The organism is Paralcaligenes ginsengisoli (genome assembly GCF_054781135.1).
Genome location: NZ_BAAGUZ010000002.1, coordinates 90690 through 116899 on the forward strand (window position 1 = coordinate 90690; position 26210 = coordinate 116899).

The 26210-nt window shown below is 56.0% G+C and carries 16 protein-coding genes; 3 read left to right on the forward strand and 13 right to left on the reverse strand.

All coding sequences use genetic code 11. The annotated features are described in order from the left end of the window. Positions 1–71: 71 nt before the first annotated feature. Entirely contained in the window at positions 72–1331 is a 1260-nt protein-coding gene (locus tag ACYVIS_RS00630) for a hypothetical protein (protein ID WP_460872979.1), read from the reverse strand. A gap of 377 nt (positions 1332–1708) precedes the next feature. Between ACYVIS_RS00630 and ACYVIS_RS00635 the strand changes: the two genes are divergently transcribed. Next, entirely contained in the window at positions 1709–9367 is a 7659-nt protein-coding gene (locus ACYVIS_RS00635) for a CHC2 zinc finger domain-containing protein (protein ID WP_460872980.1), read from the forward strand. A gap of 270 nt (positions 9368–9637) precedes the next feature. Here the strand turns inward: ACYVIS_RS00635 and ACYVIS_RS00640 are convergent, their stop codons facing one another. Continuing rightward, positions 9638–9781 (reverse strand): hypothetical protein, encoded by a 144-nt coding sequence (locus ACYVIS_RS00640; protein WP_460872981.1) that lies wholly within the window; start codon positions 9779–9781, stop codon positions 9638–9640. A gap of 299 nt (positions 9782–10080) precedes the next feature. On the opposite strand from ACYVIS_RS00640, the gene mobF reads away from it, so the two are divergent. Next, entirely contained in the window at positions 10081–12978 is a 2898-nt protein-coding gene (gene mobF, locus ACYVIS_RS00645) for a MobF family relaxase (RefSeq protein ID WP_460872982.1), read from the forward strand. Between the two features lie 497 nt (positions 12979–13475). Here the strand turns inward: mobF and ACYVIS_RS00650 are convergent, their stop codons facing one another. From ACYVIS_RS00650 to ACYVIS_RS00675, 6 genes are all read right to left on the reverse strand, one after another. Beyond that, entirely contained in the window at positions 13476–14015 is a 540-nt protein-coding gene (locus tag ACYVIS_RS00650) for a hypothetical protein (protein ID WP_460872983.1), read from the reverse strand. A 29-nt stretch (positions 14016–14044) separates the two neighbouring features. Continuing rightward, positions 14045–14683 carry a DUF2026 family protein gene (locus ACYVIS_RS00655; RefSeq protein ID WP_460872984.1) on the reverse strand — a complete coding sequence of 213 codons (639 nt, stop codon included), beginning with the start codon at positions 14681–14683 and terminating at the stop codon, positions 14045–14047. 57 nt (positions 14684–14740) lie between these two features. Next, on the reverse strand, positions 14741–15259 hold the full coding sequence (locus ACYVIS_RS00660; protein WP_460872985.1) for a hypothetical protein: 519 nt from the start codon (positions 15257–15259) through the stop codon (positions 14741–14743). Between the two features lie 480 nt (positions 15260–15739). Beyond that, positions 15740–16219 (reverse strand): single-stranded DNA-binding protein, encoded by a 480-nt coding sequence (gene ssb, locus ACYVIS_RS00665; protein WP_460872986.1) that lies wholly within the window; start codon positions 16217–16219, stop codon positions 15740–15742. Positions 16220–16295: 76 nt separating this feature from the next. After that, positions 16296–17096 (reverse strand): DUF3560 domain-containing protein, encoded by an 801-nt coding sequence (locus tag ACYVIS_RS00670; RefSeq protein ID WP_460872987.1) that lies wholly within the window; start codon positions 17094–17096, stop codon positions 16296–16298. Between the two features lie 565 nt (positions 17097–17661). Further along, positions 17662–18195: a JAB domain-containing protein gene (locus ACYVIS_RS00675; RefSeq protein ID WP_460872988.1), complete on the reverse strand. Its 534-nt coding sequence runs from the start codon at positions 18193–18195 to the stop codon at positions 17662–17664. An 807-nt stretch (positions 18196–19002) separates the two neighbouring features. Here ACYVIS_RS00675 and ACYVIS_RS00680 point away from each other — a divergent pair. Further along, positions 19003–21339 carry a heavy metal translocating P-type ATPase gene (locus ACYVIS_RS00680; RefSeq protein ID WP_460872989.1) on the forward strand — a complete coding sequence of 779 codons (2337 nt, stop codon included), beginning with the start codon at positions 19003–19005 and terminating at the stop codon, positions 21337–21339. Between the two features lie 126 nt (positions 21340–21465). On the opposite strand, the gene ACYVIS_RS00685 is transcribed toward ACYVIS_RS00680, so the two are convergent. The 5 genes from ACYVIS_RS00685 to ACYVIS_RS00705 all read right to left on the reverse strand — a co-directional run bounded on the left by ACYVIS_RS00685 (position 21466) and on the right by ACYVIS_RS00705 (position 26016). Continuing rightward, positions 21466–21882 carry a DUF411 domain-containing protein gene (locus ACYVIS_RS00685; protein WP_102075212.1) on the reverse strand — a complete coding sequence of 139 codons (417 nt, stop codon included), beginning with the start codon at positions 21880–21882 and terminating at the stop codon, positions 21466–21468. Between the two features lie 72 nt (positions 21883–21954). Further along, positions 21955–22428 (reverse strand): c-type cytochrome, encoded by a 474-nt coding sequence (locus ACYVIS_RS00690; protein WP_460872990.1) that lies wholly within the window; start codon positions 22426–22428, stop codon positions 21955–21957. Between the two features lie 14 nt (positions 22429–22442). Next, positions 22443–22952, reverse strand: coding sequence for a cupredoxin domain-containing protein (locus ACYVIS_RS00695; RefSeq protein WP_199173356.1), 510 nt, complete (start codon positions 22950–22952; stop codon positions 22443–22445). 68 nt (positions 22953–23020) lie between these two features. Then, positions 23021–24217, reverse strand: a complete 1197-nt coding sequence (locus ACYVIS_RS00700; RefSeq protein ID WP_460872991.1) for a copper resistance protein B — start codon at positions 24215–24217, stop codon at positions 23021–23023. Beyond that, positions 24214–26016 (reverse strand): copper resistance system multicopper oxidase, encoded by a 1803-nt coding sequence (locus ACYVIS_RS00705; protein ID WP_460873182.1) that lies wholly within the window; start codon positions 26014–26016, stop codon positions 24214–24216. Before ACYVIS_RS00705 ends, ACYVIS_RS00700 begins: the two co-directional genes overlap by 4 nt. Positions 26017–26210 lie beyond the last annotated feature (194 nt).

Genomic DNA, 26210 nt, shown 5'->3' on the forward strand with positions numbered 1-26210 from the left:
AGCCACGGTGACACCATCTGACGGATAGAATATCCAGAAGGCCCGTTGACTAGCGCCCTTAAATCACATCACTAAAGCGCATTGATAGCTTTGATTAGCTCTCTACCCAAAACTTGGGTGTTGTGCGGATTGCCCTGCTTGTTTGCCGTGGAAACGTTAAGCTCGCCTGCCAGGCGTCGAAGTTCGGGCAAGACAGGTTCTATGGGGAGGCCATCACGCTCTAGCTTGATAGGGCCCGTGCTAAACCGCGTGATTACATAGTCTTTGTAGGAAGCCTCTGTAGTGCCTGTGATCGCGGGCTCGAAGTCGATTTGTCGCCCATTGGGGTTCAAGCTAGTGATGGCTTCGATTGCCTCTATGGTACGGTCGCCCCACATTTTAGTAAGGGCGAAGGTCTTTTCATTGAGATGAAAAAGATCTTTATCGTCCGTATAGCATCGGTCTATTTGGTATTTCGGGAGCAGCTTAATAAAACTCGACTTATCAAGCGTGCCATCGGCTTGAGCGAACATCGAGCTACTTTTCCACGGTACGACGGTCGCCATCTGTTCAGGTGTGACGCCACGGCTAATCACTTCAGCGGTGATTTCATACATCAACCGGCGTTTAGGCAAGTTGGTAAATACATGGTCACCTATTGTTAAGTCGTAGCGTGTCATGTCCCGATTGTTGGACCTGGCAACCACGCGTTCATTCGTTTTCTCGCGCAGGGCTACTTGGTAGCTGGTGGCCTCCGGTAACGGGATGATCTGCTGGATGTCTACGAGCACGCGCCCATCTACATCATGGGGTCGTAGCTGTACGCACCGAATATCTAGGCCTTGCTCGTTAAGCCAGAGTACCGTGGTGGTGACTTCAGAGTTGAACTCTGAAGCTGCTAGGACAATTCTTACTTTTTCAGAAAAGGCTACGGGTCCGTCCTCGACTCCTAGGAATTCGCGGATGGACTGCTCGGCATCACCTTCTGAGCCGATAGACTCTAAATACTTGGCATGGGCCTGGACAGCTTGATCAAAGCGCATGGTGGAAATCATGGCTGCATAGCGCAGCGCCTGGAGTTCCATGTGTGTGGCACTTTCTCGTTTAAGCTCGACCACCACCAAGTTGGCGTTTTCGTCCAAGCACAGCAGGTCAATGCGTCGGTTGGCACCTACCCAATCCCCGAATTCTTCAGCCAGAACCATAGTTTTAACGTCTGGGTCGGGCGTAATGGCATCGATTGAGGCGCGTATCGCCCGCTGTAGGTTCTGGCGTTCCGTCAGGCCAAAATCGGTGAAGGTACGGCCACTTACCGGGGACAGGTTCTCACCGGTCATTTCATAAAGAGGCATGATTTAACCTTATTTTGCTGTGTGTTGCATGTCATCAGGGCGAATGCCTCATTCAGGGACACCCATAATAAAACGCTCATTGATGTATAACATTTTTTACTAAGTCGGTATCCTAGCGTTTCTTAGTACTGCGCACCGATATTCTCTAGCTCAAGAGTCGCAAATCCCTGCCAAGAGCAGTCGATCGGCCCTGCAAGTTGCATGACCGTTTGAGACTGGGTGCGGTCATCCGGTATTGCTGACCGAACGACTGCTGTCGTGGATGCCAGTCATCGCACGATACTTGCGACGGAGAGTTCCGGCTGAGGAGCCGTCAACGATGCCTAGCGCCTGCTAAACTGACCCCAAATAAGTTCGAAAAAACTCGGGGAGAATACGTGGATCGATACGATATCGGTGACCTTCTGACCAAGGTTCCGCTAGAGGACGTGGTCAGGCGACTGGGCATCGAGACCGAGCGACGCGGCTCACAGACCCGGGCGCTTTGCGCGTTTCACCAAGACACCCGACCTTCACTGAATCTGTATCCGGCAGATGGCGCTTCCCCTGCGCACTTTCACTGCTTTGCTTGTGGTGCCCATGGAACTGCCATCGACCTAGTTAAGCAGGTTGAGGGACTGGAATTCCTGCCAGCTGTGAAATGGCTGGCTCAGCAATTCGGCCTAAAGGCCCCACGCCATCAATCTGCGAAAAAGGGTGAACGCAGGGCTGCAAGTGAAACCGCACTCAACTTTGCGCTTCGCACCTTTGACGCACAGCACGACGATGAGCGGTTCAAGTTCTGGTGCGCAGAACGGGAATTTAACGACGAGTTTCTGTATGGTCAGGGGCTGCGTTGCATTGCCCGTGGCGTTTTGGTGGAGGCCTTGCAGAGTAAAGACTTGGGCGAGCGCGCCGAACTGATCGATGGGCTGGAGAGTCTGGGACTGATCAAGCGCCTGCGTTCCCAATCCCCGGCCGAGCAATGGAAACTGGATTTGCTCGACCAGTTTCGAGACAGCTTCCACGACGGCCGCGTCATCATCCCCATTCGCAGCGCTGATGCCAAATATCCTGCAGTGGTCGGTTTTGCGGGCCGTGCGCTACAGGCTGTGCCTCCAGAAGGGGTTGCGAAGTACCTGCTCACGTCGGGCTTCGATAAGAGCAATTATCTATTTAATGCAACCGATGCCTTCAAGGCTGTTGAACAGGCATTGAAGAACGGCCAGCCGGCCAAGCTCTATTTGGTGGAGGGTTTCCTCGACGCGCTGCGGTTGCAGTCCCTAGGGCAGACTGCCGTTGCGCTGATGGGCATCAGCCTGAGCAATGGCCAGCTGGAACTGCTGAAGGCACTGGCTGAGAACACCTCTGGAACGGGCGAGTTGGTGTACAGCGTTTTTCTCGACAGCGACTCCGCCGGCTTTGGCGGCGGCAATCGCTTGGTGCGCAGACTCCTTGACCTTCAAGGCATGGATTTGCGCTGGGTGGGCCTACCTTGGCGCACTGAGCCCGCGCTGGGCAAAGACCCTGACACTTGCCTGCGTGGTTTTGCGTCGCCCGAGCAAGCCGCTGCCTGGTTACAGCGCTTCGAGCTGCCAGCCGAAGGGATACTCCTTGCGGGAGAACTTGGAAGTCAAGACGCATCCGAGCTTCAGGTGCCTCGCTGGAATCAGCTAGCTCCGACCGTTCGCGAACGGGCACTGTTCAGAACTGCCATGACAGTCAAGCGCCTATACGGTCCCAGATTGATTGAAGTGCCTGCGATGAGGCTCAATGACAGCCCATGGCCGTGGACTCAGCGGCTGCAAGCGATCTTGGTGGGCTCCTCTGGTCCCAAGCCACCTATTGAACGCAGTCTCTACCTGGAGGAAGATCTCCCGCGCGCTGCTCAGGCTCGAAGGCTTGCTTACCACGGTTCGCGCCGTGGCGAACTTCCTTGCGATGAAGGTGCCTGGGAAATTTTAAATAGCAATGAGTTCCTGTTTGACCAGACAGCTCTGGATCGCCTAAAAGCCACTATTCAGGGAGACCAGTGGCACCAAGCTGCGCCCTTCGACGCCGTGCATCTGCCACGCAAGCTGACGGCAGACAAGAACGTGCTTGACGACCCACGCCGCAAGGTCATGCCCCACCCGGCCGACCTGCATGCGCAGCAATTGTTCCTTAATGAATTACTCACCCAAAGGCACGATCGCCTGAGCGCAAGTGGCCAAGCGTTCTCGGCGTGCATCCCAGCAGTGCGTTGGTATGCGTCACGGCAGGAGGTGGTGGTTACCGGCATGTATCAGGACCTCAACGAGCCCGATCTCGAGTTAGATGAGCCCAAGACCTTGAGCTTCGGCTACCAGATCGACATGGATGTTCTGGAGGGCGACCAGACCCCGTCGGATCAGGGCATGTTCCGACCTTTCGGCCAATGCTGGCGTGATTTCATGGCTAGCCTGACGCAGCAGTGCCATGCTATCGGCCCGCGGGTGCACGTGCTACGCCTGGACGCCAAGCGCTACTACGACTCGATCCAGCGCTACGTGGTGAGGGAGGAACTGCTGAAGCCGTTGTCTGCCGCGTTGCGAGACCACAACCCAGAGGGCTTCAGTAGCATGTTCGGTCTGGTTGCTGATTCGCCGGAACTGGATGGTACGCTGGAGCGACTTCTAGCCGGGCTGATATTCGGCCACGAGTACCAAGATCCCGAGGTAATGGGGAGAACCCGGCGCAGTGAAGAAGTGACAGGCATTCCACAGGGGCCGGTCCTGTCAGCCTACATCGGCACCATTGCGCTGTTTCCGGTGGACGATGCTGCCCGCAAGTTTATCCGTCGCACCCGTACGGAAGAACCTAGCTCCAATGGAAAACGGCGCCCGCGAGTTGGTTACGCGCGCTACGTGGACGACGTCGTGCTCTTCGCAGACAGCGAGGCACTATTGAAGGAACTGCGCGAAGTGCTGCAAGCCAAAGCAGCCGAACATTCAATTGCCTTAATCCACAAGGGTGAACGTGTGCGCTCCGGCACGGCCTCTCAGGTGATGTACCAGCTTAATGACGGGCGAGGCCTCGCGGCGTCCGTGCCGGCATGGGAGCCTCCCATCGTGGGTGACGGCGAGTCCGATTGGAGCCTGGGTGACGACCTGCCCAAGGTGGATCGCCAGTGTGCCCTGCAGATGCTGCGGCATCCCGCGTTAATGGATCGGCCTGAGGACATTGCCGATCAAGTGAAGGCGGCGATGACCGCGCCCGATCTGCGGGCTAATGACCTAGGCTTATGTGCGCGGTGGCTATGGTGGTATGTCGCCGTCGTACATCAACCGGCTGATCCTGTGGCTGCATGGGCGCATTTTTGGACTCAATGGAATGAAGTTTGTGAGGGCCACGACTGGGCTGCAGCCTTCAAGGAACGTGGTTACGACGTACTCTTTGCGGTCGAAGGGCTGGATAAATTGCTCGATCCCAATCCCTGGCAAGCGAATGGTCAGTTCCTGACCGAGCGTGACAAGAGCCGCAAGAACCGCATTGCTTTGGCGCGCTTGGTCTACAGGCACGACTTCTTCGAGTGCGTCAGACCCGTCACGAACAGCGACCACATAAAGCGGCGGGAGTGGTTGGTAGCCCGTAAAGCTTGGCGCTTGATTGGTGACGAATCGGCTCCACCGCCACCGGTAGTGGCACCACAAGTCAGCAGTGAGCTAACGACTATCGAATGGTTATGTCTGGCAGGTACGGTACTGATTAACGCGTTAAGCGAGAATCCCTTGGCTGCGCTTATAGGCCGCGAGCCTGTTCAACATGATGGACTGGAGCTCGCACAATGCGTCGTTGATCAATTGATGAGGAAAGAAGATAGGAGCACAACCGGTGCACACGTTGGTCTTGCCATCGACTTTATCGTGAGAAGTGCACGGCGCAATGAGCGACTGACCGCGCTGTCCAGATTCCCTAAACTGCTTTCAAGGATCGGAGGCGACCAAAAGCGGCGTCTGATTCCGCATCTGCCTGTTCTCAATTATGGGGCTGCATCGATTTATGAAATCGATGCGGAAGCGAGGACTGACGGCAGATATCTGTACCGTTGCTCGCTCCGGAGTGAGGCATCTGATATGCCCGAAGTGGTGTCTCAGTTCGTGCAAGTGACAATGCTTGCGGGGCAGCCCTGCGCGGCTAAAATGAGGCAAGCGCACTTCAAATTGATTGAAACCAATACCTCTACGATTCACCGAGGCGAGAGCGTGCTCCCTCAGGTGTGGGACGACTTACATGCCGCTGCCGCAACAGGTCCGGAAGCCAAAACCCATTTGGCAGCGCGCCTGTTTTTAGCTTTGCTGGCGATGCATCAGTTGCAAGGGGACGACGAAGCGCAAACGACCTATGTTCCCTTCCGGCCTCAATTGTTCCAAGAAGGCGAGGAAGATCAGCCGACGCTTCATCTGTTGGCCGATCCGGTTCCGCGCAATTTGTTGGGCGTGAGTGCTTGGTACCACGACCGCGATGGACGGGTTCAGTCGGAAAACGTACCGCTGACAGGTGCAAATATGTGGCGCGTGGGCTGGGCTGTTGCCGATGTGCTCGGTGTAGCATCAGACATGGCGGGTGAGACTGGCGAGCGCGACGAGCGACTCAACGACAGCGACGAGTCGGACGAAGAAGCACATGCCAAGCAGGCGCTGGAAGGCTACGTGCTACGCCAGCAACTGCGCAAGCTCCAGGGAACCTACCTGGCTTCAGCGCACATTGAGATAGCAGGCGACACAGCCTCTTCGTTGCCGGGTACGGTGACGCGGGCGCTTAAGTGGTTGCAGGACTTCCCTGCCGACCAATGCCTGGACGCGCAGGTGCGGCATGTAATTCTGATGGAGGCCGAGAGCCGAGCCATGGCCATGCGGATGAAAACACGCGGCGGCGATGACTTGCGACATACTCTGCATCGGGCGTTCCCAGATGTATTGGCGCGATTGCCATTGTGGGCCGTGGCAGGACTTAAGTTACGGCGCCCAATCGGCAAAACGGGCCCATTGCGCCCCGAACCAGCGCTGATGTTGGCCCTGTACCACTCGCTGTATCCCGTACCAGCCAAAACTGAGACTGAAACCCTGGCGTCATCGCTGCAAATGGCGCTGGCGCTGGCGGCCGTAGGCATTGGCCTGCGCGGCAGCGTGGCGGCACTTTGGGGCTATGCTGCGAACTTGGGCTCGCGCCGCATGGCCGAAAGCCTGAACCTACCGGCCAATTGGGCAATGCCCGACATGGCCCGTCTGGATCCCCAGGGCGATTACCGGGTCATACGAAAAACCCTGTTCGATGGCGATTGGCCCGAACTGTGCAAGGCCAGCCCGTGGCAATGGATGCTGGCCTTGATCGGCTTGCTCGATGCCAGCTTCGCGCAGGCCTTCAATCTGCGTTCGTTGAAAGAGCTATTCAAGGCCCTCAGCGCCTGGCAGACCAAGCCTGCCCGCGCCGGTGATGCTAAAGCGGCCGAAGAACCTTGGCCCTTCGATGCTTTGCCGAGACTCACACTGCAGCAATGCGAAGCCTTAATGCAGGCACTACCCGAGGCGCTGTGCGCTCTTGATCGTGAGCGAGGTATGCGCGTCGTGTGCGTTCATGGCAGAACGTTTGGTCGTAGCCGCGACACAAACGAGTTCACGGACTCCACGGGGGCCGGCTGGCAAATGAGTAAGACGCAGTACACCAGCCTGTACGCCAACTCCATCGAAGAACACCGCCCTCATGAGGACGGCCGGATACTCAAAGTTTGGACCGAAACGCGCCGTATTGCTGACGATGACCTACTCGCCTTGCACACTCTAGACACCAAGCTAGGTAAGTGGCTGCCGTCTCCACGGGATGCGATCAACGAGGTTGAAGCGGGCACGGCAGTTTCGTTTCCACCCGCTGTGCTGGACGGGTCAAAGATGTTTGTGAATGAAGCAGTCGACAGCCCGGCGGTGTCTGCGAATCCGCAACCAAAAGTTGCAGAGGAGAATCTTTCAGTCGGCCAGCAAACTGATGCACTGATTGAAGAGACCATAGTGCAGTCTCAACACGCCGCAACGGATGGCGTTGGAGTGACGGTTTCATTACCCTCTAGTGGACCGAATGATTCGTGGGAGCGTTCAGATGAGGCAACCGATCACACTGTGGTGGCACCGAATCCACAGTCAGAGGTTGCAGACAAGAAGTCCCCTGGAACCCAGCATCCTGACACGCAGGCCGAAAACTCCTCAGCTTCTCTGATTCTCGATCGGCTCAATGAATGGCAAAGTGAGTCGTGGAAAAAGCGTATCGGAGGCGAGACTAGCCTCGACCAAGAAGCACGAATTAGCTCCCACTTTCGCGTCGCGCTGTTCCAGTTTCGGGTGGACGAAAGTTACGCTCATCCGATAGCCGAAGTTGGCCTGGGTGGCTTGCCTCTAGCCAAGTCATCGCAAGAGGCGCTCCGTGCTCGATTGAAGGATGATGGCTACCTAAAAGCCGTGGGCAAGGCAACTCAGCGAGGTTGTGAATTTTCTTGGCAGGATGATCAAAAGGTCATCTCGTGGCCCGAGCATCGGCGCCGGGCGTTGCTAAGCCAAGCACTGAAGGCATGTCGAGACCTAAAAGTGGAACTGTTAGTCTTGCCCGAGGTGTCGGTTCGGCCAGATACGGTCGCGTGGTTGAAGAAGCAGCTTACAAATCACCCTGGGTTGGCCGTACTGGCGGGTACCTATAGGCAGTTCGAGGCAACCGACGGCAGCGATCACTTGAGGGAGAATCTGACCCTGCTGTGGCAGCCCGACAAAGCCCTGGAAGTACCGTTTGGTTTGGAAGGTGACACGGAAGTCATTGAGTTGCAGCGTGGCAAGAAGTACCGTGCCGTGGCTGCCCATGAACTGTTCCGGCCTGACACCGACAAGTTGCAGCCGCTGTACACCGAAGAAAAGTTGCTGGAGGAATTGCGTCGCATACGACGTCGAGCGAAGAAGGACGAATGGTCAGCCGATCAACTGATTCCGCTGTTTCAGGCGCTGATCCATGGTCCTCAGAGGCTGCGTTATTGCATGGAGCTGATTTGCTCTGAGCTGTTTATGCTGACAAGCCCAGCCAACCGGCAGCCGCTGGAGCAGGATTTGGCCAAGATGTTGCAACTGTTTGGCAGAGATCCCTCTGACGCCAAAGAGCTTGTTAACCATGACGTTATTGCGCTTGGCGAACTACTGACTTTCGCGCAACGGCAGCGTGAGAGGCGGTCCGTGCTGCTGGTTCCCGCCTGTACAAGCCGGAGTAACGACTATTGGCATGCCGGCCAGGCCAGTGTCCTGGCGTCGGGCACTGCCACCGTATTCTGTAATGCCGCCAACAAGAAGATCAGCGTCGGCGGTAGCTGTTTTATCGGGATCGACTCGGTAAGCAGCGCCAAATCTGAACACACAGGCATCGTACGCCTACTGACCCCGTACCACGGTTGGAGCAAGGGCATCCTGCAGCCTGACTGCAAAGGGGCCTTGTCCGCAGCCGATCAGGCCTTGGTGGTAGTGGATCTCGACCCGGTTCATGTGGTCAGTGGCAAGCCACGCCCACAATTGCTGCCCGAACCTATGTCTCTGGTGGCGTATTTACCCGTTGTGGAAGTGATAGACAAGGCTAAAAACGCTGCCGGACTGGCAAACACATTGAGCAACGAATTGACGCGGGAGGGATGTGACAGCCTGCACAAGATGTTGACGAATGAGGTGTTCCCGGAAGCATGTGGCCAATTACATATCCGCAATCAATTCACCGATGCGTTGAGTGCGCTGCTCGACGACAAGGAGAACGGCACGCTAAATCCAGAGACGGGTGGAGACAAAGTGGAAATATTTAAAGATTTCTTCGGGGATCCACGCGCCATCCGCGAGCGCATCTTGGTCTGGCTCAAGGACCGTCATCAGCAACCGGCACCAAAGGCAGGCGAACGGCGTCTGGAGCCGGCTTGGCTTGACTTCCTGGTCGTGGATCTGACATGGATGCATAGCGACGACAAGCGTCCTGAAATCCAGGTTCCGCCATGGCTGGGCGAGTCGGTGCTTGATCTAACCAAGAGCTAAGCTGGGGTCGACTAATCGTCGCTGCACTGGTGGTTATGCCAACGACCACCATTGTTCGATCAGCGTGACTTCAGCCCATTGCGACGAATGACCCCGACCGCTGCGGAACAGACGTTGGCTGGCAAAAATCGAATGGCAACAACGGGGCGCTATGTAGAGCTTTGCGTAGCGCCCCTATACGCAGATCCCAACTATGCCCAGGTGGTCGGACGCGGATGACTCTGGCCCCTACGGTGGCAAACACTGAGATGCAGCGAATTCTGCGCATAGTTACAGCTTCTGCAGGAACCTCAGCAGGTCGTTGTTGGCGCGGAAGCGCTTGGGCTTGTGTCGGGCGTATCCAGACGCATGATAGCTATACCCTTTTATCTCCCGGCCAGAAGATTTGGATCGAGAAGAACGCTTGATGCTCATGACAATCTCCAATTGTGGAGATGCCAGTACACTTTGACGTGAAAACTATGCATAGATGCACCCGGCATCAAGCCCGCAGTGGCCGCGTCTTCGTTGATAACTAGGCATTTTGCGGACGGTAACTAAGTATAGTTGTTGCGACCTACGCATAGGGGTCGTTAGCCACCGCCCAGTCATCCACAGAACCTGTGGATAAACGTGTGTAAATCCACTGCCCTTCCCCTCAAACGCTAGCACTGGCGCATCCAAGCTCTCGCTAGCTAATCTCTCACCACCCGTCCCTCTCTCCCGGAGCCTCCATGATCTCGCACAGCCAGATCTACCGCGCCCGCGCGTCCTTTGCCACCCATTACTACGCCGACCAAGCCGATGACTACTACAGCCGCGACGGTAGTGCCGCCACCTGGCAGGGCGACGGCGCACGCCGTCTAGGTGCTGTCAGCCAAATCGATCCAGCACGCTTCAAAGCTATGTTGCAGGGCGACTTTGGTCGTGGCATAGCAGCGGGCCGGTCAATCCGCAAGGATGCGAAGGCGCGTGCCGCCCTTGATCTCACCTTCGGCGCGCCCAAAAGCATCACCATGCAGGCCTTGATCGGTGGCGACGAACGCCTAATCCAGGCCAATGATAAAGCGGTCGCAGCCGCTCTTGCTTATGTTGAGCAGCATCTGACCATGGGACGCCACAAAGAAAACGGCAAGTCACGGGTAGAACACACAGGCAACCTTATCATTGCCAAATTCCGGCACGAAACCGCACGCCCGACCGAAGGCGCTGCCCCTGACCCGCACCTACACGTCCACGCCTTGTTGATGAATCTGACCCAGCGGGCCGACGGCAGCTGGGTGGCCTTGTCCAATGAAGAAATCTTCAAGCTACTGCGCGTGACGGATTCGATCTACCAAGCACAGCTGGAACGCAATGTCCGGGCGCTCGGATACGCGGTCCGCCATGAAAAGAGCCATATCGAACTGGCCCATATCAGCCGCGAGCAGATTGAGTTTTTCAGTAAACGCAGCGCCGGTATTGCTGCTGAGCTGTCAGCACGCGGCACCAGTCGTGAAGAAGCTCCTCACGCCCTGCGCCAAGGCATCACCCTGGCCCACCGCCAGGCGAAGACTCAGGAACTCAGCCGCACAGAGCTGCATCGCCAATGGCGTGACGCCGCTACCTCCATCGGAATACAGTTTGATCAGGCCAGAGAGCAAGCAGACATCCAACCGATACAGATATTAGGGCAGCCATCTGACCTGGTGGCTCAAGCCTCACTGAACTGGGCAATCCAACATCTGGCTGAAAGGGAATCCGTCATGCCTTTGGCGGATTTACTGCAAAACGCTGTTCGCCATGCCGGTGGCCATACGGACATCACAGCCATTCAGGCAGTGATCCAGGTCCGTGTAGAGTCCGGCGCACTGATCCAGGAAGCACCGCACTACCGCAGCACCCAGGACAGGACGGCCCTTCCCATGACGCGCGAAGGCTGGGCGACAGAGGTCATACGCCTGCGCGGCCTGACCCAGGGCAACGCCCGGCAACTCGTTGACCAAGCCACTGGCGAAGGACGCCTGCTGATGGAAAGCCCACGCTATGCGACTCGGAAGGCCTTTGAGGCCGAATCCAGGATACTGGTCGCCGAACAAGCTGGCCGCAGTGCCTGGCAGGCCACGATCGCCAATACCAGCGCCGAAAGCAGCTTGGACACACGCCTGACACCAGGCCAGCGCGAAGCTGTCATGCTAATCACGACTGGTCCCGATCAGATCGCCGGGATCCAGGGCCTAGCTGGCACCGGCAAATCTTTCGCTCTGCAAAACGCCCAAGCCATCCTGCAGCAGCAGGGACACACCATGACGGCCCTGGCCCCATACGGAAACATGGTTCGCAATCTGCGCGAAGACGACATACAGGCCAACACCATTACATCGGTGCTCGCCGCCTCTGACAAACGCCCCTTCATCCACACACTAGGACCAAAAACCGTCGTAGTAATTGACGAAGCCGGAGTCGTACCGGTGCGGCAGATGGACAAGCTGCTGGCCCTCATTCAGCCGACGGGCGCAAAAGTCGTGTTACTGGGCGACACCGCCCAGACCAAGGCCATAGAGGCTGGCCGCGCGTTTGCCATGCTGCAGGAAAACGGCATGAGAACCGTATTGATGGCAGACATCCAGCGCCAACGCTCTGAACGGCTGCGCCAGGCAGTGCAATTGGCCGCCGAAGGCCAAGCCAGCCGATCCCTGCCGCTTCTGGATCAGATACGCACCATCCCGGACCAGTTCACTACCGACGAGCATGGCCACGAAAGCCGCGACAGCTCCGCCCGATATGAGGGCATCGCACAAACCTATACGCGGCTCTCAGCGGCAAACCAAGCGGGCACCATCGTGGTCACCGGCACCAACGCTTCGCGTGTAGCCATCAATGAACGGATCCACGCCCTGCTCGGCTTGGAAGGCAAAGGACATCAATGCCAACTGCTAGCTCGCCATGACACCACCCGTGCAGAACGCAGCGTAGCGCGGTATTACACCGTGGGCGACATTGTCGTTCCTGAACGGGACTACCAGTGCGGCCTGAAACGTGGCGAACAGTACCGCGTGACCGGCAGTACACGCCATGACCGCATCACGGTCGAACCGATCCAGCCCGGCCCATCGCAAACTCAACCCATGGAAATCATCCCGAAAACTATGAGCAAGCTATCGGTCTACCACCTGAGCCAGGCAGAGCTGTCTGTAGGTGACCATGTCCGCGTCACACGCAACGATGCCCATAATGACCTGGTCAACGGTCAACTGGCGAAGGTCGCGGCGATTGATGCAAGTAGCGTCACCATCGAAACCAATGGCCGCCACGTGCAGCTGCCCACAGATCGACCGTTAAACATGGACTATGCCTACACTACCACCGCACATAGCGCCCAAGGGCTGACCTGCGATCGAGTCCTTTACAACGCCGAAAGCTTCAGCCGCACAACCGCCCAGGACACTTACTATGTCAGTATCTCGCGCGAACGGCACGAGGTTGTTGTGTTCACAGACGATGCGAAAAAACTGCCTGAGCGGGTGGACCAGCTGACGTACAAGGGACTGGCACATGACCTGCAGCCAGTGGTGGCCAAAGACCTGACGCACGGTCAGAACGAACTCGGCACCCTTTCCCTACGCCCAGAATCTGAGCTAGAAATAGGATGATCTAGTTTTGGTAGGCGTGTTGCAGCAGTCCTGTCACTACGCAGCAGCCTGTATGCTGTCATCGCGCAGCTCCCATGCTGTCTTGATGCTGTCTCGATGCAGCCAAAGTGCAGATGGAAAGCCGTCGGTGTGCAGTCATTATGTTGAGCGTGCAGGCCGGCCGCAGCGTCTACACGCGGTAAGGCGACACCTGTGGCCGAAAGTACACCCAAGAAATCAACGCTTTACGCTTCTTTGTCGCCCTGTCTGTCCTACAGCAAGGGATATAACTGTTTGCTCACAAGCGATTGAAAAGCAAGCGCTTTTCCTACCCCGTCAGGGGTGCGTCTTGTGTGGCACTTTTAAGGCCACAAATGAGCGGCAGCGAATTGGGGGATTTATAAGTGCCAGCCAGATCGAAGATCTGGCAACGTCATCAGTCAGGGCCCCATCGAAGATGGGGGAATTGCCGAGACAACTCTTATGACAGACTGAAAGCGACCCATAGCAGACAGCAACTAACTCAGCTTGACCGCGCGTACGGAGTTTCGAACGTTTTCCGCGAAGCCCGGCATTGCTCCGCACTCGATGGCAAGCTTGAAGAACTCCTCGCCAGCCTGATGCGGGTCTAAACGGTTCTGTCGCACGCACGATCGCGCATAGGGAGTGAGGTCGTTGACATCACTTCCGGTCAGGTGGCCAGAAAAGGAGGATTCGCTTTTGAACCTATTGATTGCGTCTGCGGGCAAGTCTGGGCCGCAGATAAAGTACTCAAGATGTTTGAGGAAATGAGGGTGTCTCAGTATTTCGTCGCCAGACGTTCCGTTTCTCTCAAATACTTCTTGACGAGACTTGCCTCTGCCGCCCGGGTTGCAGTCAGGGTCAGTGAAATAAGCGAGCCGAACTTGAGGGACGACGCCTCGCCCCAGAATGCTTGATGCGAGAGCCTCCATTGGTTCAAGTGAGTCTCTCAGCTCGTCATGGTTTTTCCAGTCGAAATGGATCTTTGAGAGCAATGCGAGTTCTTCTGGAGTTAGTGGGATGTCTGGATGTCTCATGTGAGCCCTAGCGCCTGAATTAGACCGCATTACCATGCTCCATCCACTCTTGGTGCAACTATTCTGAGAGGCTCGACCTTGCCGTAGTTGTCCAGCAATGCCATTTCCGCCAAGGGGGCTGGGTGCGGCTTGTACCAAGCGTCTATAGCCAAAAGTAGATCAACGTGATTGGGCCGGTCCATTAACGCATTGATGAAATGCTCGCTAAGGTCTGGATCTGGAAAAGTGTAGAAATCTCCAGGCGACGAAAGATCATCTATTGATGGACTTTCGCTCTCTTGCCTGCGCTGAAACATCCGGCGAGGAACAACAAGCCTAGCTTGCACAGACTCTAGGAATATGGGCGCAATAAAATCAATTATGTGATGCTCTGTTTGAACCCACATGTGAAAGTTGTTTTGGTCCCAACCAATCGTATTTCCCTCGTTCTTGCCGATGCTAAGTACAGACGGAGTTGGATCAACACACAATAGGAATGCGCCAGCGACAGGCCGTGCGGCGATCCCGTGGTGCTTGTTGAGGATAAAGGACCCGGCAATCGCAAAGAACATGCACGCGTGGGGCGTGTTCGCGCGATCTTCAAGAACTGCATGAATGACTTGGTAGATCCGCTCGTACTCTTGTGCGGTTAACGGGTTTTGGCTCTGAGTCTCGGCAGTTTTTGGCATGCGGTCTAACGCCTGAATTAAGCCGAGCCGCGAAGAGGCTTCAGCGTGAATGAATTATTATGCCGCAACCATTGCGCCAGCTGCTAATGAAGCTCTGAGATCAATGATGGACTCCATGGACCCAACTTTGTACGTGTATGAAACGGGCTTCTCTCTGGCAGTATCAATCAATTCGATAAGAGATTCAGTCGCTCTTAGTGCTTCGACTGGCAGGTCTTGAGGCTCTAAGCTGCTCAGGATGCCGGGCTTCATATGCGCAATCTGTTCATGCCGAATCTTAACGACGGGTTCCGCAAGCGAAAGGAATTTTTCCGCCGCAGATTTAATGCTAGCTTTGGATGCCGTGAAGATGCCTCGTTTCAAAAGAAGCGAAACAGATCTAGCGTCCTTTCGCTTGTCCGCTAGGCGGGCTATGCGAATCACCAGAATTTCACCCAGTGCATTTAGGGCTACAAGTTGGTTGGCAAGGTCATATCTTGTGGCGCTCTTAGGCAGAGCCTCCATCAGTCGCTGATGGGTATATATTGATGTGAGGATGTGCCAAGCCTCAGCTTGGATTTCATCGAGAACTGTCATGGATGCCCCATTGCGGCATGACTAGATTTAGGCGAAAAATCATACGCGATTGTCGGTTGAATAAAAAGGCTTTAGCCACAGCAATGATAGTAAACAAGCGAAAAATAGCTTTTTAGGCAAACCTAAAAAGTTCAAGAACGCAGTCTTAGATGAGCGCAGAAGACCAATGATCGAGTGACTGCTTATGGCAGCCGTTACCAGCCTCTTACTTTACCGCATTTAACAATACGTACCTAAATGCGCCTAAAGCAAACTCCGTACCACCTCAGACACTGTCAGCCCGTCGTTCCAAGCTGACGCCAACACGTCATTACCCTGTACTTCCTGTGCTTCTATCATCGCCTGAGCATCTGACCATGTCATGTCGCCCTGCTCACTCAACAAGTCATATACAGCGCTTTCCCAATCGTTTCGTGGTTCAGATGGCATTCTGCTCTCCCGTCTTAATTGATGCCCCGGCTACAGCCGGGGCAGACCTTCTTACATGCACAGCCAACTGCGTCCCGCACCTGCCAGATTGAACGGTATATCATCCGCCACGACAGCACCGCCACTCGTGGGGGCAGGAGCAGCAGCTGCCTTACGCGCTACAGGTTTAGCTGACAACACCTGGCCCTCTGCACCACGGCCCCCGAGCATCTGCATCTGCTCAGCGACGATCTCGGTGCTGTAACGATCAGCGCCTGTTTCCTTATCCTGCCATTTTCTAGTCTTCAAACGCCCTTCTACATAGACCGCACTACCCTGGCGCAGGTATTCCCCGGCGATTTCTGCCAAGCGGTTATAGAACACAATCCGATGCCATTCGGTTTCCTCTCGCTTTTCTCCGGTGGCCTTGTCTTTCCAGCTTGTCGATGTGGCCACGGAAACGGCGCAGATTCCGGCTCCATCCGCGCTATAGCGGATCTCTGGATCGCGACCTAAGTTGCCGATAATGATGACTTTGTTGACTGATGCCATGTTGTTGCTCCTAGTAGTGGTTCGGCGTGCTGGCCGACAAATGTCCCAGGCCGATAAAGCGGCCTGGGGGTTCGGTTTAGTTATCGGTCGAGCCGTTCAAAAGGTGCATCACGACTTTTGCCTGCCATATGGCGGCGTTGTTCAATTGACGCACCCACGCGCCACGGGTTGGGCTCCACCGAAAACCATGACGTTTTAGAATTTCGCGGGTGGCTTTTTCCGGTTTACCTTCGAACATAAACATCACACGGTTCTCTTCCACGTCCTCAGCGTATGCATACCCCGTCCCCTGTATGCGGATTGGTGCGCGCTCCTGGTTGGCCTGTAATTGTTTGATTCGTTGCTCAATACGGCGAATGTTCGCGTTATTGTTGGTCAAGGCATAAGACGGGAAGCCTACACGCCCGGCATAGTCCGGCGTGATCAGCTTCTGTGCGCTTTCTTCCGAGCATCCAAGCCCAAGCAAAGCACGCCGTTGGCCCTCTGCATCTCCCTTATGCTTACGGATCACCTGATTGATCTTCTTCATATGTTCCTGATTCGCTGTCAGTTGCTCTACCTGGCCCAGGAGTTTTGCTATTGCATCCGGGTCATCGCTGGATACTCCCCCATCGCCTACTGCAGCCGCCTTCTGCACATAGTGGTCAGCCTTCTTTTGCAGATCAAAAGCCTTGCCAAACGTGTTATGTATCCGCTGCCGGTAGTTGCGGTCCCGGCCTTCGCTGTGGTGGCCCACTAGAATCGGCTGTCCGAATGGAATCGCTTCACCCATTTGCTTCGCGCGGTCATAGGTCGTTGCAGCCTGTGCCTCGGCCTGCACTGCCCTGGCCTCTAGTCTGGCCTTGCGGTCTGCCTGCTTTGCTTCGTAGTGGTTCATGTCGCTTTCCTTCAAAAAAGTGCGCGGTGGCACGGTGGTGATTTCATTGCTGACCAGGCCTGAAGATTCTTGAGCCCGTTGGTAGGTTTTTGCTGCCGAGTTGTGCGCTGGACCTATCGCGTTCTGCCGCCAGTCCTGTGAGTTCCATCGCCCTTGCCGTGCTGAATCAGGCAGTGACTAGCGGAAAGGGGGAAGATTTGTAAAAGTCGCGCAGCGGGTTTTATGAACACCTCCTTGAAGCGCCGGAACGTAGTGATACAGTCGGCGTTTTAGGGCGATGGAACCCTCCGGACCAGGCTTGCGGTGTCACAACGCACAACCCGGCAGCAGCCCGCGCGGCGAGCGCCACCATCACCGAACCGGTGATCAAACTTGAAGGTAGTTACGCAGCTGTATCCAGCTTGCGCCAGCAAGCCGCTATGCCCGTCCTGGTGCACCGGGACGGGCTGCTTTTGTTGAGAAGGAAGAAAACGGATAACACTTGTGCGGCAGCACAAGTCCAACTTGCGCCGCAGCGCGCAGCGTCTACCTGTGCAGGCGGGCTCTCACCCGCCCTGCTTTAGGTTTACACCTGACCTCGTTCCGCTAGCGAAGTCGTGTTCTGCCCTGTAACGATGATGTGATCCAGCAAACGAACATCAACCAGCGCCAAAGCATGTTTTAAGTGCCGCGTCAGTGCCAGATCAGCCTCGCTGGGCTCAGGTATACCGCTGGGATGGTTATGCGACATGATGATGGCGGCCGCATCCAGACGAAGCGCCGTTTTTACGATTTCGCGCGGGTATACGCTGGCCTGCGTCAGCGTGCCATGGCTCATTTCCATGTAACGGATCACCTTAAATTGGCTGTTCAGGTACAGCACAGCGGCTACTTCATGTCCCATGCCCGACAGTTTCGCCTGAAAATACCGTTTTACGGCGTTCGGGTTTCCCATGTCAGCCCGATCACCGATCAAACTTTCAGCGGCGACCCTGGCTGCGGCCAGTACGTGCGAATCAGTCGCTGCATGATACCGACCCGATGGACTGCGCACATAAAGCGTCTGCCCTGCATTCATGTTGTCATAGCCCAAAGCTGCATTGTGGTTAACGTGTTCCATTTTCCTGTTCCTTCAAAAGCCGGTTAGTTTTCCTGCTGACCGGGGCCGAAGATTCCAAGCCCGATCGTAGGTTTTCGGCGTTCGCAGTAATACGGTTCCTGCGGGGTTGCCGCCGTTGCCGTGAGTTCGTCGCCTTGCCGTGCTGAACTGCTGGCCGGGGAGGATGAACAGGATCGTGGAATATATGGAGGGGACCCGCCTGGCGGGGAGGACGCCGTTTATGCCGCGAAAGCCAGGGCAGCGGCAACGGATGGCGGTACAGTCGGCGTTTTGGGCGGCGCACTCATGGCAATGGAAACGACAGCCCGATATGCACTGATTGCGAATGCTGGCCCGCGCGGCGAGCGCCACCATCGCCCGATGGGCGATCTAACTTAATGCTGTGTTATTGGCTAATCAGTTCCAATAATCACGTTTGTGATTTAAATAGCGAATCCCATATAACTTCAACTTGCGTAACTTTGCTACGTTACCGTGGTCGCCTCACGGTATCGCTACGTCCATAAAACGGTCGTTTTTCATACTGACTTGTGTTTGCATGTCGTCCATGATTGGTCTCTATCGAGCTTTAGCAAATTAAGACTACGAATGGCTGTCTGCATAAAGTCACCCTGCACCACTCTTATCATGTCCACCTTGGCGAGCCACATGACAAAAATGTAATGCGCCAGAAGGCAGGTTAATGCCTTGAAACGCATGGGTATATGGCATTATGGAATTTGTCCTGTCGCGTTCTCCCTGAGCGTTGAGAATATCTGCTCGTACACGGCTGGACTCGCCCTCACTCTTCGAAAGGTGCTTATCGCCATGGCGCAGATCAAGTCTGAACATCCTCACCAACACAACGTGAAACACGCGGACTCGGGCTCCCAACTCACCGATCCCGTGTGCGGTATGCAGGTAACAGAAGACTCTCCTCACCACCTTGAACGTGAGGGCAAATCTTTCTATTTTTGCAGTGCAAAGTGCTTGGAAGCATTCGGGCATGATCCTGAAAAATTCACCGCCCAGCAAAACGAGAACGAAGCGGCCATCGAGCAGGCAGCTCCTGGCACGATTTATACCTGTCCGATGCACCCTGAGATTCGACAAGATCATCCTGGAAGCTGTCCGAAGTGTGGCATGGCGCTCGAACCGCTCATGCCTAGCCTAGAGGATGACAATCCCGAGCTGAAAGATTTCACGCGCAGATTCTGGTGGACACTGCCATTTACCATCATTGTCACAGTGTTGGCCATGTTCGGTCACCAGTTGGGCTGGTTCAGCATGACTGCCCAAACTTGGATTGAGCTGGTGTTATCGATACCCGTAGTGCTGTGGGCCGGTCAGCCCTTTTTTGTACGGGGCTGGCAGTCGGTGATCAACCGCAGCCCCAATATGTGGACGCTCATCGGTCTGGGTACAGCCGCTGCATTCATCTATAGCGTCGTCGCCACAGTGGCGCCAGGGATTTTTCCTGAAACGTTCATGTCCATGGGCCGGATCGCCGTCTACTTTGAAGCCGCAGTGGTCATCATCTCGTTGACCCTGTTTGGTCAAATTCTCGAGCTTCGGGCCCGTTCGCAGACGTCGGCTGCTATCAAATCGCTGCTTGGGCTGGCACCCAAAACAGCCCGCCGTATCAACAAGGACGGTACAGAGGAAGATGTGCCGCTGACGCATGTCCATGAAGGTGATCGCTTGCGTGTGCGCCCCGGCGAGAAAGTGCCTGTCGATGGGGTTGTGGAAGACGGTGCCAGTTCCCTGGATGAATCCATGCTCACGGGCGAACCTCTGCCTGTGAGCAAGCGCCCTGGCGACAAAGTGATCGGCGCGACGATGAATACATCCGGCTCGCTTGTGATTAGAGCTGAAAAGGTCGGCTCGGCCACAGTGCTCTCGCAAATCGTCCAGCTCGTCGCGCAAGCGCAACGCTCTCGCGCGCCGATGCAACGCATGGCAGATCAAGTGGCGGGTTATTTTGTCATGGCGGTCGTCGCCATTGCCATCATCACCCTATTCGTCTGGGGTACTTTTGGTCCGCAACCGAGCTGGGTATATGGTTTGATTAATGCGGTGGCCGTGTTGATCATCGCCTGCCCCTGCGCATTGGGATTAGCCACGCCCATGTCAATCATGGTGGCAACCGGTCGTGGTGCCACGCAAGGTGTGCTGTTTCGCGATGCGGCAGCCATTGAGAATTTTCGCAAAATCGATACCCTCATCGTTGATAAGACGGGGACTTTGACTGAGGGACGCCCGGCGTTCGAGCAAGCTATCCCCGCTGGCGACACAGAGGCCGACGAAGTGCTGCGTCTGGCGGCAAGCCTTGATCAAGGCAGCGAGCATCCGCTAGCAGACGCCATTGTCAGCGCAGCGCGTGAGCGGGGCTTGAGCCTCAGTGCCGTCACCGACTTCGAATCGGGTAGCGGTATTGGCGTGCGTGGCCAGGTCGAGGATAAACGCCTTGCCCTCGGCAACACCGCCCTAATGGACCAGGAAAATGTTGACGTTACGATCATGGCCAGCACCGCCGAATCGTTGCGCACCAAGGGTGCGAGCGTCATGTATTTAGCAACAGACGGTCAATTAGCAGGCTTGCTGGCCGTCTCTGACCCAATCAAGAAAAGTACGCCGGAAGCCGTCAAAGATCTCAAGGCGGCTGGAATTCGCGTCATCATGGCAACAGGCGACGGCGTTTCGACTGCTAAGGCGGTAGCGGAGCGTCTCGGAATCGACGAGGTTCATGGTGAAGTGAAGCCGGCTGACAAGCTTGATCTTGTCAGCAAACTCCAAGCGGAAGGCCGAATTGTTGCGATGGCCGGCGACGGCATTAATGACGCCCCTGCTTTAGCCAAAGCCGATGTCGGCATCGCAATGGGCACCGGTACGGACGTGGCCATGAACAGCGCGCAAGTCACATTGGTAAAGGGAGACTTACGCGGTATCTCCATTGCGCGCCACTTATCGGACCAAACAATCGCCAATATGAAGCAAAACTTAGGTTTCGCATTCATTTACAACGCTCTGGGCGTGCCCCTGGCTGCGGGTGTCTTGTACCCATTTGTGGGCCTATTGCTCTCGCCAATGTTTGCCGCATTAGCGATGAGCCTGAGTTCAGCATCAGTCGTTTTTAATGCCCTCAGGCTTCGCAAATCCACGTGAATGCAGTTTGTCCCGTGGTTGGCCGTCCCCGACCTCTGGGCAAGAGTCTAAGCTGGCGTGTTTTGTAGCGCAAAGGCATACAAGTAAACGCCACGTAGCTTACTCTGTCCGTCTTTCTGTGCAGCTTTAATCCCTGGAAAACGGCCTGCCGGTAAAGTCAACAGTAACCAGATTGCCGTCAAGCTTTCCCATACCTGGCGCGTTCAAAGGCATCCCTGGCGCCGACACGCCCTTCACTGAACGGTCGTCGAGCAATTTGTTGACAACGCTTGCCGGTACGTGCCCTTCTATGATTTGGCCGGTGGCCTCGACTACGCCAGTGTGACATGAGCTAAGCTGCGACGGCACACCGAGTTTCTCCTTGACCGAAGCCATGTCGGCCGTCTTTATCGCCGTAACATCAAAGCCGGACTCCCGCATATGCTCGACCCAGCCCGAGCAGCAGCCGCAATTGGGATCCTGGTAGACCGTGATGGCCGTGCTGGCCGCATGTGCAAAGGAGGATGCGGCCGTTAAGGCAACCGCTGCTAGCCATAATTTCATGAAACCCTCTCCAGGGAAAACGTAAAACTTGAATTTTTCATAGTAAAGATAAAGGACCCACGCTCGAGTAGCTTAATTCTGGCGTTGCAAAGTGACTTCTTTTTGCGCCTCCAGAACCTTTGGGGGCCAGGTACTCTTGATATAAGTGAGTACGGCAATAATCTCGTCGTCGGACAAGATGCCGCCATAAGCAGGCATGTCGCTTACATAACCCGCAGGCGCTGTCTTCCCTGGGACCAGGCCGTTCCTCACCATATCGACCAACATCGCGTCGGGATGATGCCAGGTATGGCCGGTCTTGTCGTGCGGCGGTGCGGACAATTTCCCATTGGGCATGCGCTCACGCCAGTTCGGTTGCCCTTGCAGCGATTCGCCATGGCACGCGGCGCAGTTGTTCGTGTAAATGGCTTTGCCCTGCATCACAAGAGTTTGATTCGCAGGGTCAATGAATGCCGGGCCTGATTGCCGCATCGTACTGTAAAGGATGGCGGCGACACCCATTATGGCGACGCCGACCACGCCAAAGATCAGTGTTCTCTGTGACATTTCTATGCGACAGGTCAGCTGACCTTGACCTTACCGATCATTCCAGCCTCCATATGACCAGGGATCAAGCAAGCGAAATCGACGGTGCCCGCTTGGTCGAACTTCCACACCAGGCCGCCAATCTTACCCGGTGCCAATGTGATCATATTCGGCTCCGCATGCTGCATCCCTGGCATTTTTTGCATTTCGACCGCATGCGCCTTCAGTTCGGCAATGGAGCCGATCACCATTTCATGCGGGATCTTCCCCGTGTTCTTTATAAAGAAGCGAACGGTCTCGCCGGCACTAACCTGGATTTCACCAGGCGTAAACCGCATGGTGTCGTCCATCGTCAATTCGATGGTACGTGTCACTTTAGCTGGGTCACCAGGCTGGCCAGTTAGCGACGGTGCGTTCGACATCGTGGACATGTCGTGGCCAGGCATGCCGTGCGCCGGCGCACCATGCCCCCCGGCATGGTTACCCGCAGCCAATGCGAGGGCTGGCAACACGCTCAAAGCCAGAATAGAAAGGGTTTTTTTCATCATAAATACTCTCATGAGATTTGTTTGGGCGGGCAGCCGCTTCACGCTGCCCATAGGAAAAGGCAACATCAAAAGCGAAAACTTAAACCAGCTACGAAACGGGTTTCCTGCTTGGAGTCGCCCGCTGCGCGCGCGTAATCCGCCGTTTTTCCAAATTTGCTGGCCCATTCAACGCCAATGTAGGGAACAAACTGACGGGTGACTTCGTACTTGAGGCGCAAGCCTGCGGTACCGTCGGTCAAGCCGCTGCCGATACCCCAACGTTCATCGTCCTTGCCATAGAAATTCACTTCGACGCTCGGTTGAAGATAGAGCCTCTGGGTCAGCAAAATGTCGTATTCGGCCTTCAGCCCCAGAGCGGTGCGTCCGCTGGGCCCGACATAGGCAGTGGCATCCACCTCAAACCAGTAAGGCGCTAGTCCTTTAACGCCAAATGCCAGCCATTCCCGGTTCGGTGCGTCTTGGCCGTGATCGAATCGAACGCCAAGTTCCGTATCCCAGAATGTCGAAACCGCATGACGCCAAAGCAGTTGCGTCTCGGATTCCTGCAGTTTTCCGCTTGCTATTTCGCCTTCCACCTTGATCACGGCGCGGTTATAGGTGCTGCCATACCAGGCTTCCCCTTCATAGGCCGCCCATTCCTCGCCTCGAGCTCTGACGTACTCGAGTCGGTCAAAATTGACGGAACCGAAGTTGTGCATGTCCGACATGATTAGCGCATCGGATGGTGGCAGTGCATACTTGCCCGCATTACGCACGTAGCCATCGGAGTAGGCATCCGGATCGCGAGCATCCGGTGGGGCCGAGCCGCCTTGCATCTGCATATCGCCATGATCCATTTCGCCGTCGCCATCGTCCATCGCACCCATATTGTGGTCAGGGGCTGGCGCACTAGAGCCCGACTGGCCGTGCTTCATCCCCGGCATAGCGGAGGTACTTTTGCCGGGGTCGGTCTGCTTCATAGGCATCTTCATGGGGTCATGACCCTGGGCTGGCGCTTTCCCCGCTCCATGGTTCATACCGGACATGTCCGTCGAACCGTGATTCATACCTGACATGTCCATAGAACCATGGTCCATGCCTGAGGTTTTCGGCTGTGTGCTGGTTTCTGACGGCGCGGAGGTGTGGCCGGCGTGACCCGCATGCGTCTGCGCATAGGCAAACACGGGCATCACCCCCACTGTAGCGATTACCGCCGAAAGGAGTTTCTTTTTCAATTGATTGTTCATGACCAGGATGCCTAACGTATCGTTCAATGTCTTCATGCCACCACCACTTCGCGAAACATCCCCGCATCCATATGCAGCATCAGGTGGCAATGCCAGGCCCAGCGCCCAAGCGCATCGGCGGTTACAAGAAAGCTGATACGCTGAGCCGGTTGCACGGGAATTGTGTGGCGTCGGGCTTGAAACTTCCCGTCCGGCGCTTCCAGCTCACTCCACATGCCGTGCAAGTGCATGGGATGCGTCATCATGGTGTCGTTGTGCAATATGACCCGAACCCGTTCGCCGTAACGGAAGTGAACTGGTGTGGATTTTCCGAACTCCACACCGTCGAACGACCACGTATAGCGTTCCATATTGCCGGTCAGATGAAGCTCGATTTCACGCTCTGCGCCGCGCGGATCCATCGCACCGCCTACGGTGTGCAAGTCCGAGAGTGTGAGCACGCGCCGGCCGTTATTACGCAGACCGATGCCGGGATCGTCTAGGTTGGTACGCGGCATGTCTACCCGCATATCGGTGCTAGCGGCGTACTCGGTTCTGGCATGGCGCACCTGGGCACTAGCGCCAGCTGCGGACATCGCGCCGTGGTCCATGCCAGCCATGCCTGCGTGATTCATGCCCTGCATGCTGCCATGGTTCATCCCTGCCATACCGCCATGGTCCATGCCGCCCATCGAAGATTGGCTGGCCGCGCCATGGCTCATTCCTGCCATGCCCCCACCCATTGAACCCATCATGTCCGCCATGGTTAGCCATTGCGCTGGGTCAAGCGCGGGCACAGGCGCTTCGAGCCCGGCACGTGTAGCCAGCGTCCCGCGTGCATATCCCGTGCGATCCATGGCTTGCGCATAAACGGTGTAAGCATCGTCTTTGGGCTGCACCAAAACATCATAGGTTTCCCCGGGCCCGAACCGGAACTCATCGACGGTCACTGGCTCGACATTTACACCATCGGCTTGAACCACGGTCAACTGAAGGCCCGGAATGCGTACATCGTAGAAGGTGTTGGCGGCACCGTTGATAAAACGCAGCCGAACACGTTCACCTGGTCGAAATAATCCCGTCCAGTTGCCTGCAGGCGTGGTGCCGTTCATCAGATAGGTCAGGACGTTCGCGGACAGGTCGGCCAGATCGGTCGGGCTCATGCGCATCTCATTCCACATTTTGCGCTTGTCGATGGCCGCTTTCAGGCCCATCTGCGACGCATCTTGGAAGAAATCCACGGCGGTGGGCTGGTTATAGTTGTAGTAGTCGCCTTGCATCTTGAGCTTGGCTAAGACCCGCATCGGATCTTCGTCGGTCCAGTCAGAGAGTTGAACGACGTACTCGCGATCGGCCCGTATGGGGTCGGCTTGCGCCGGATCAATAATGATCGCCCCATAGACACCCGTGGCCTCCTGCATGCCCGAGTGCGAGTGATACCAGTAGGTGCCGCTTTGCTGCACTTTGAACCGATACGTGAACGTTTCACCAGGCGGAATTCCTGTAAAACTAATCCCCGGCACACCATCCATCTGAAACGGCAGGATGATGCCGTGCCAATGGATCGAGGTGGTTTCATTCAAGCGGTTCTTGACGCGAATGGTGACCGTATCGCCTTCGCGCCAACGCAAGGTCGGTGCCGGTAGCGAGCCATTGACTGTCGTCGCCATGCGAGCGTTGCCAGTGAAATTGACGGGCGATTCACCGATCTCCAGATCGAACTCAGTGCCACTCAGCACTGCCGCTGAGCCGGTACTCGTTCCATCCGGTCGCACTCCAGCAGCACGAGCAAATGGCGACAGACCAAGCAGCACGCCACCGGCCGCAAGGCCTTGAACAAATCGGCGTCGCGGCATGGTCGGGATGGGAACGGCTAGCGTAGTTGGGCGTTTCACGAGTGCATATCCTGTTAATTACGTAATTTTGTCGCCCAGCCTGGTAACTGCATTACCGAAACATTGAGCGATTATTCGCACTTTACCGAAGTGCATCTGTCGCACCGATGACCTGGAAATTACATTTTTGTAATGTGGTGGACATTGGTTCTAAT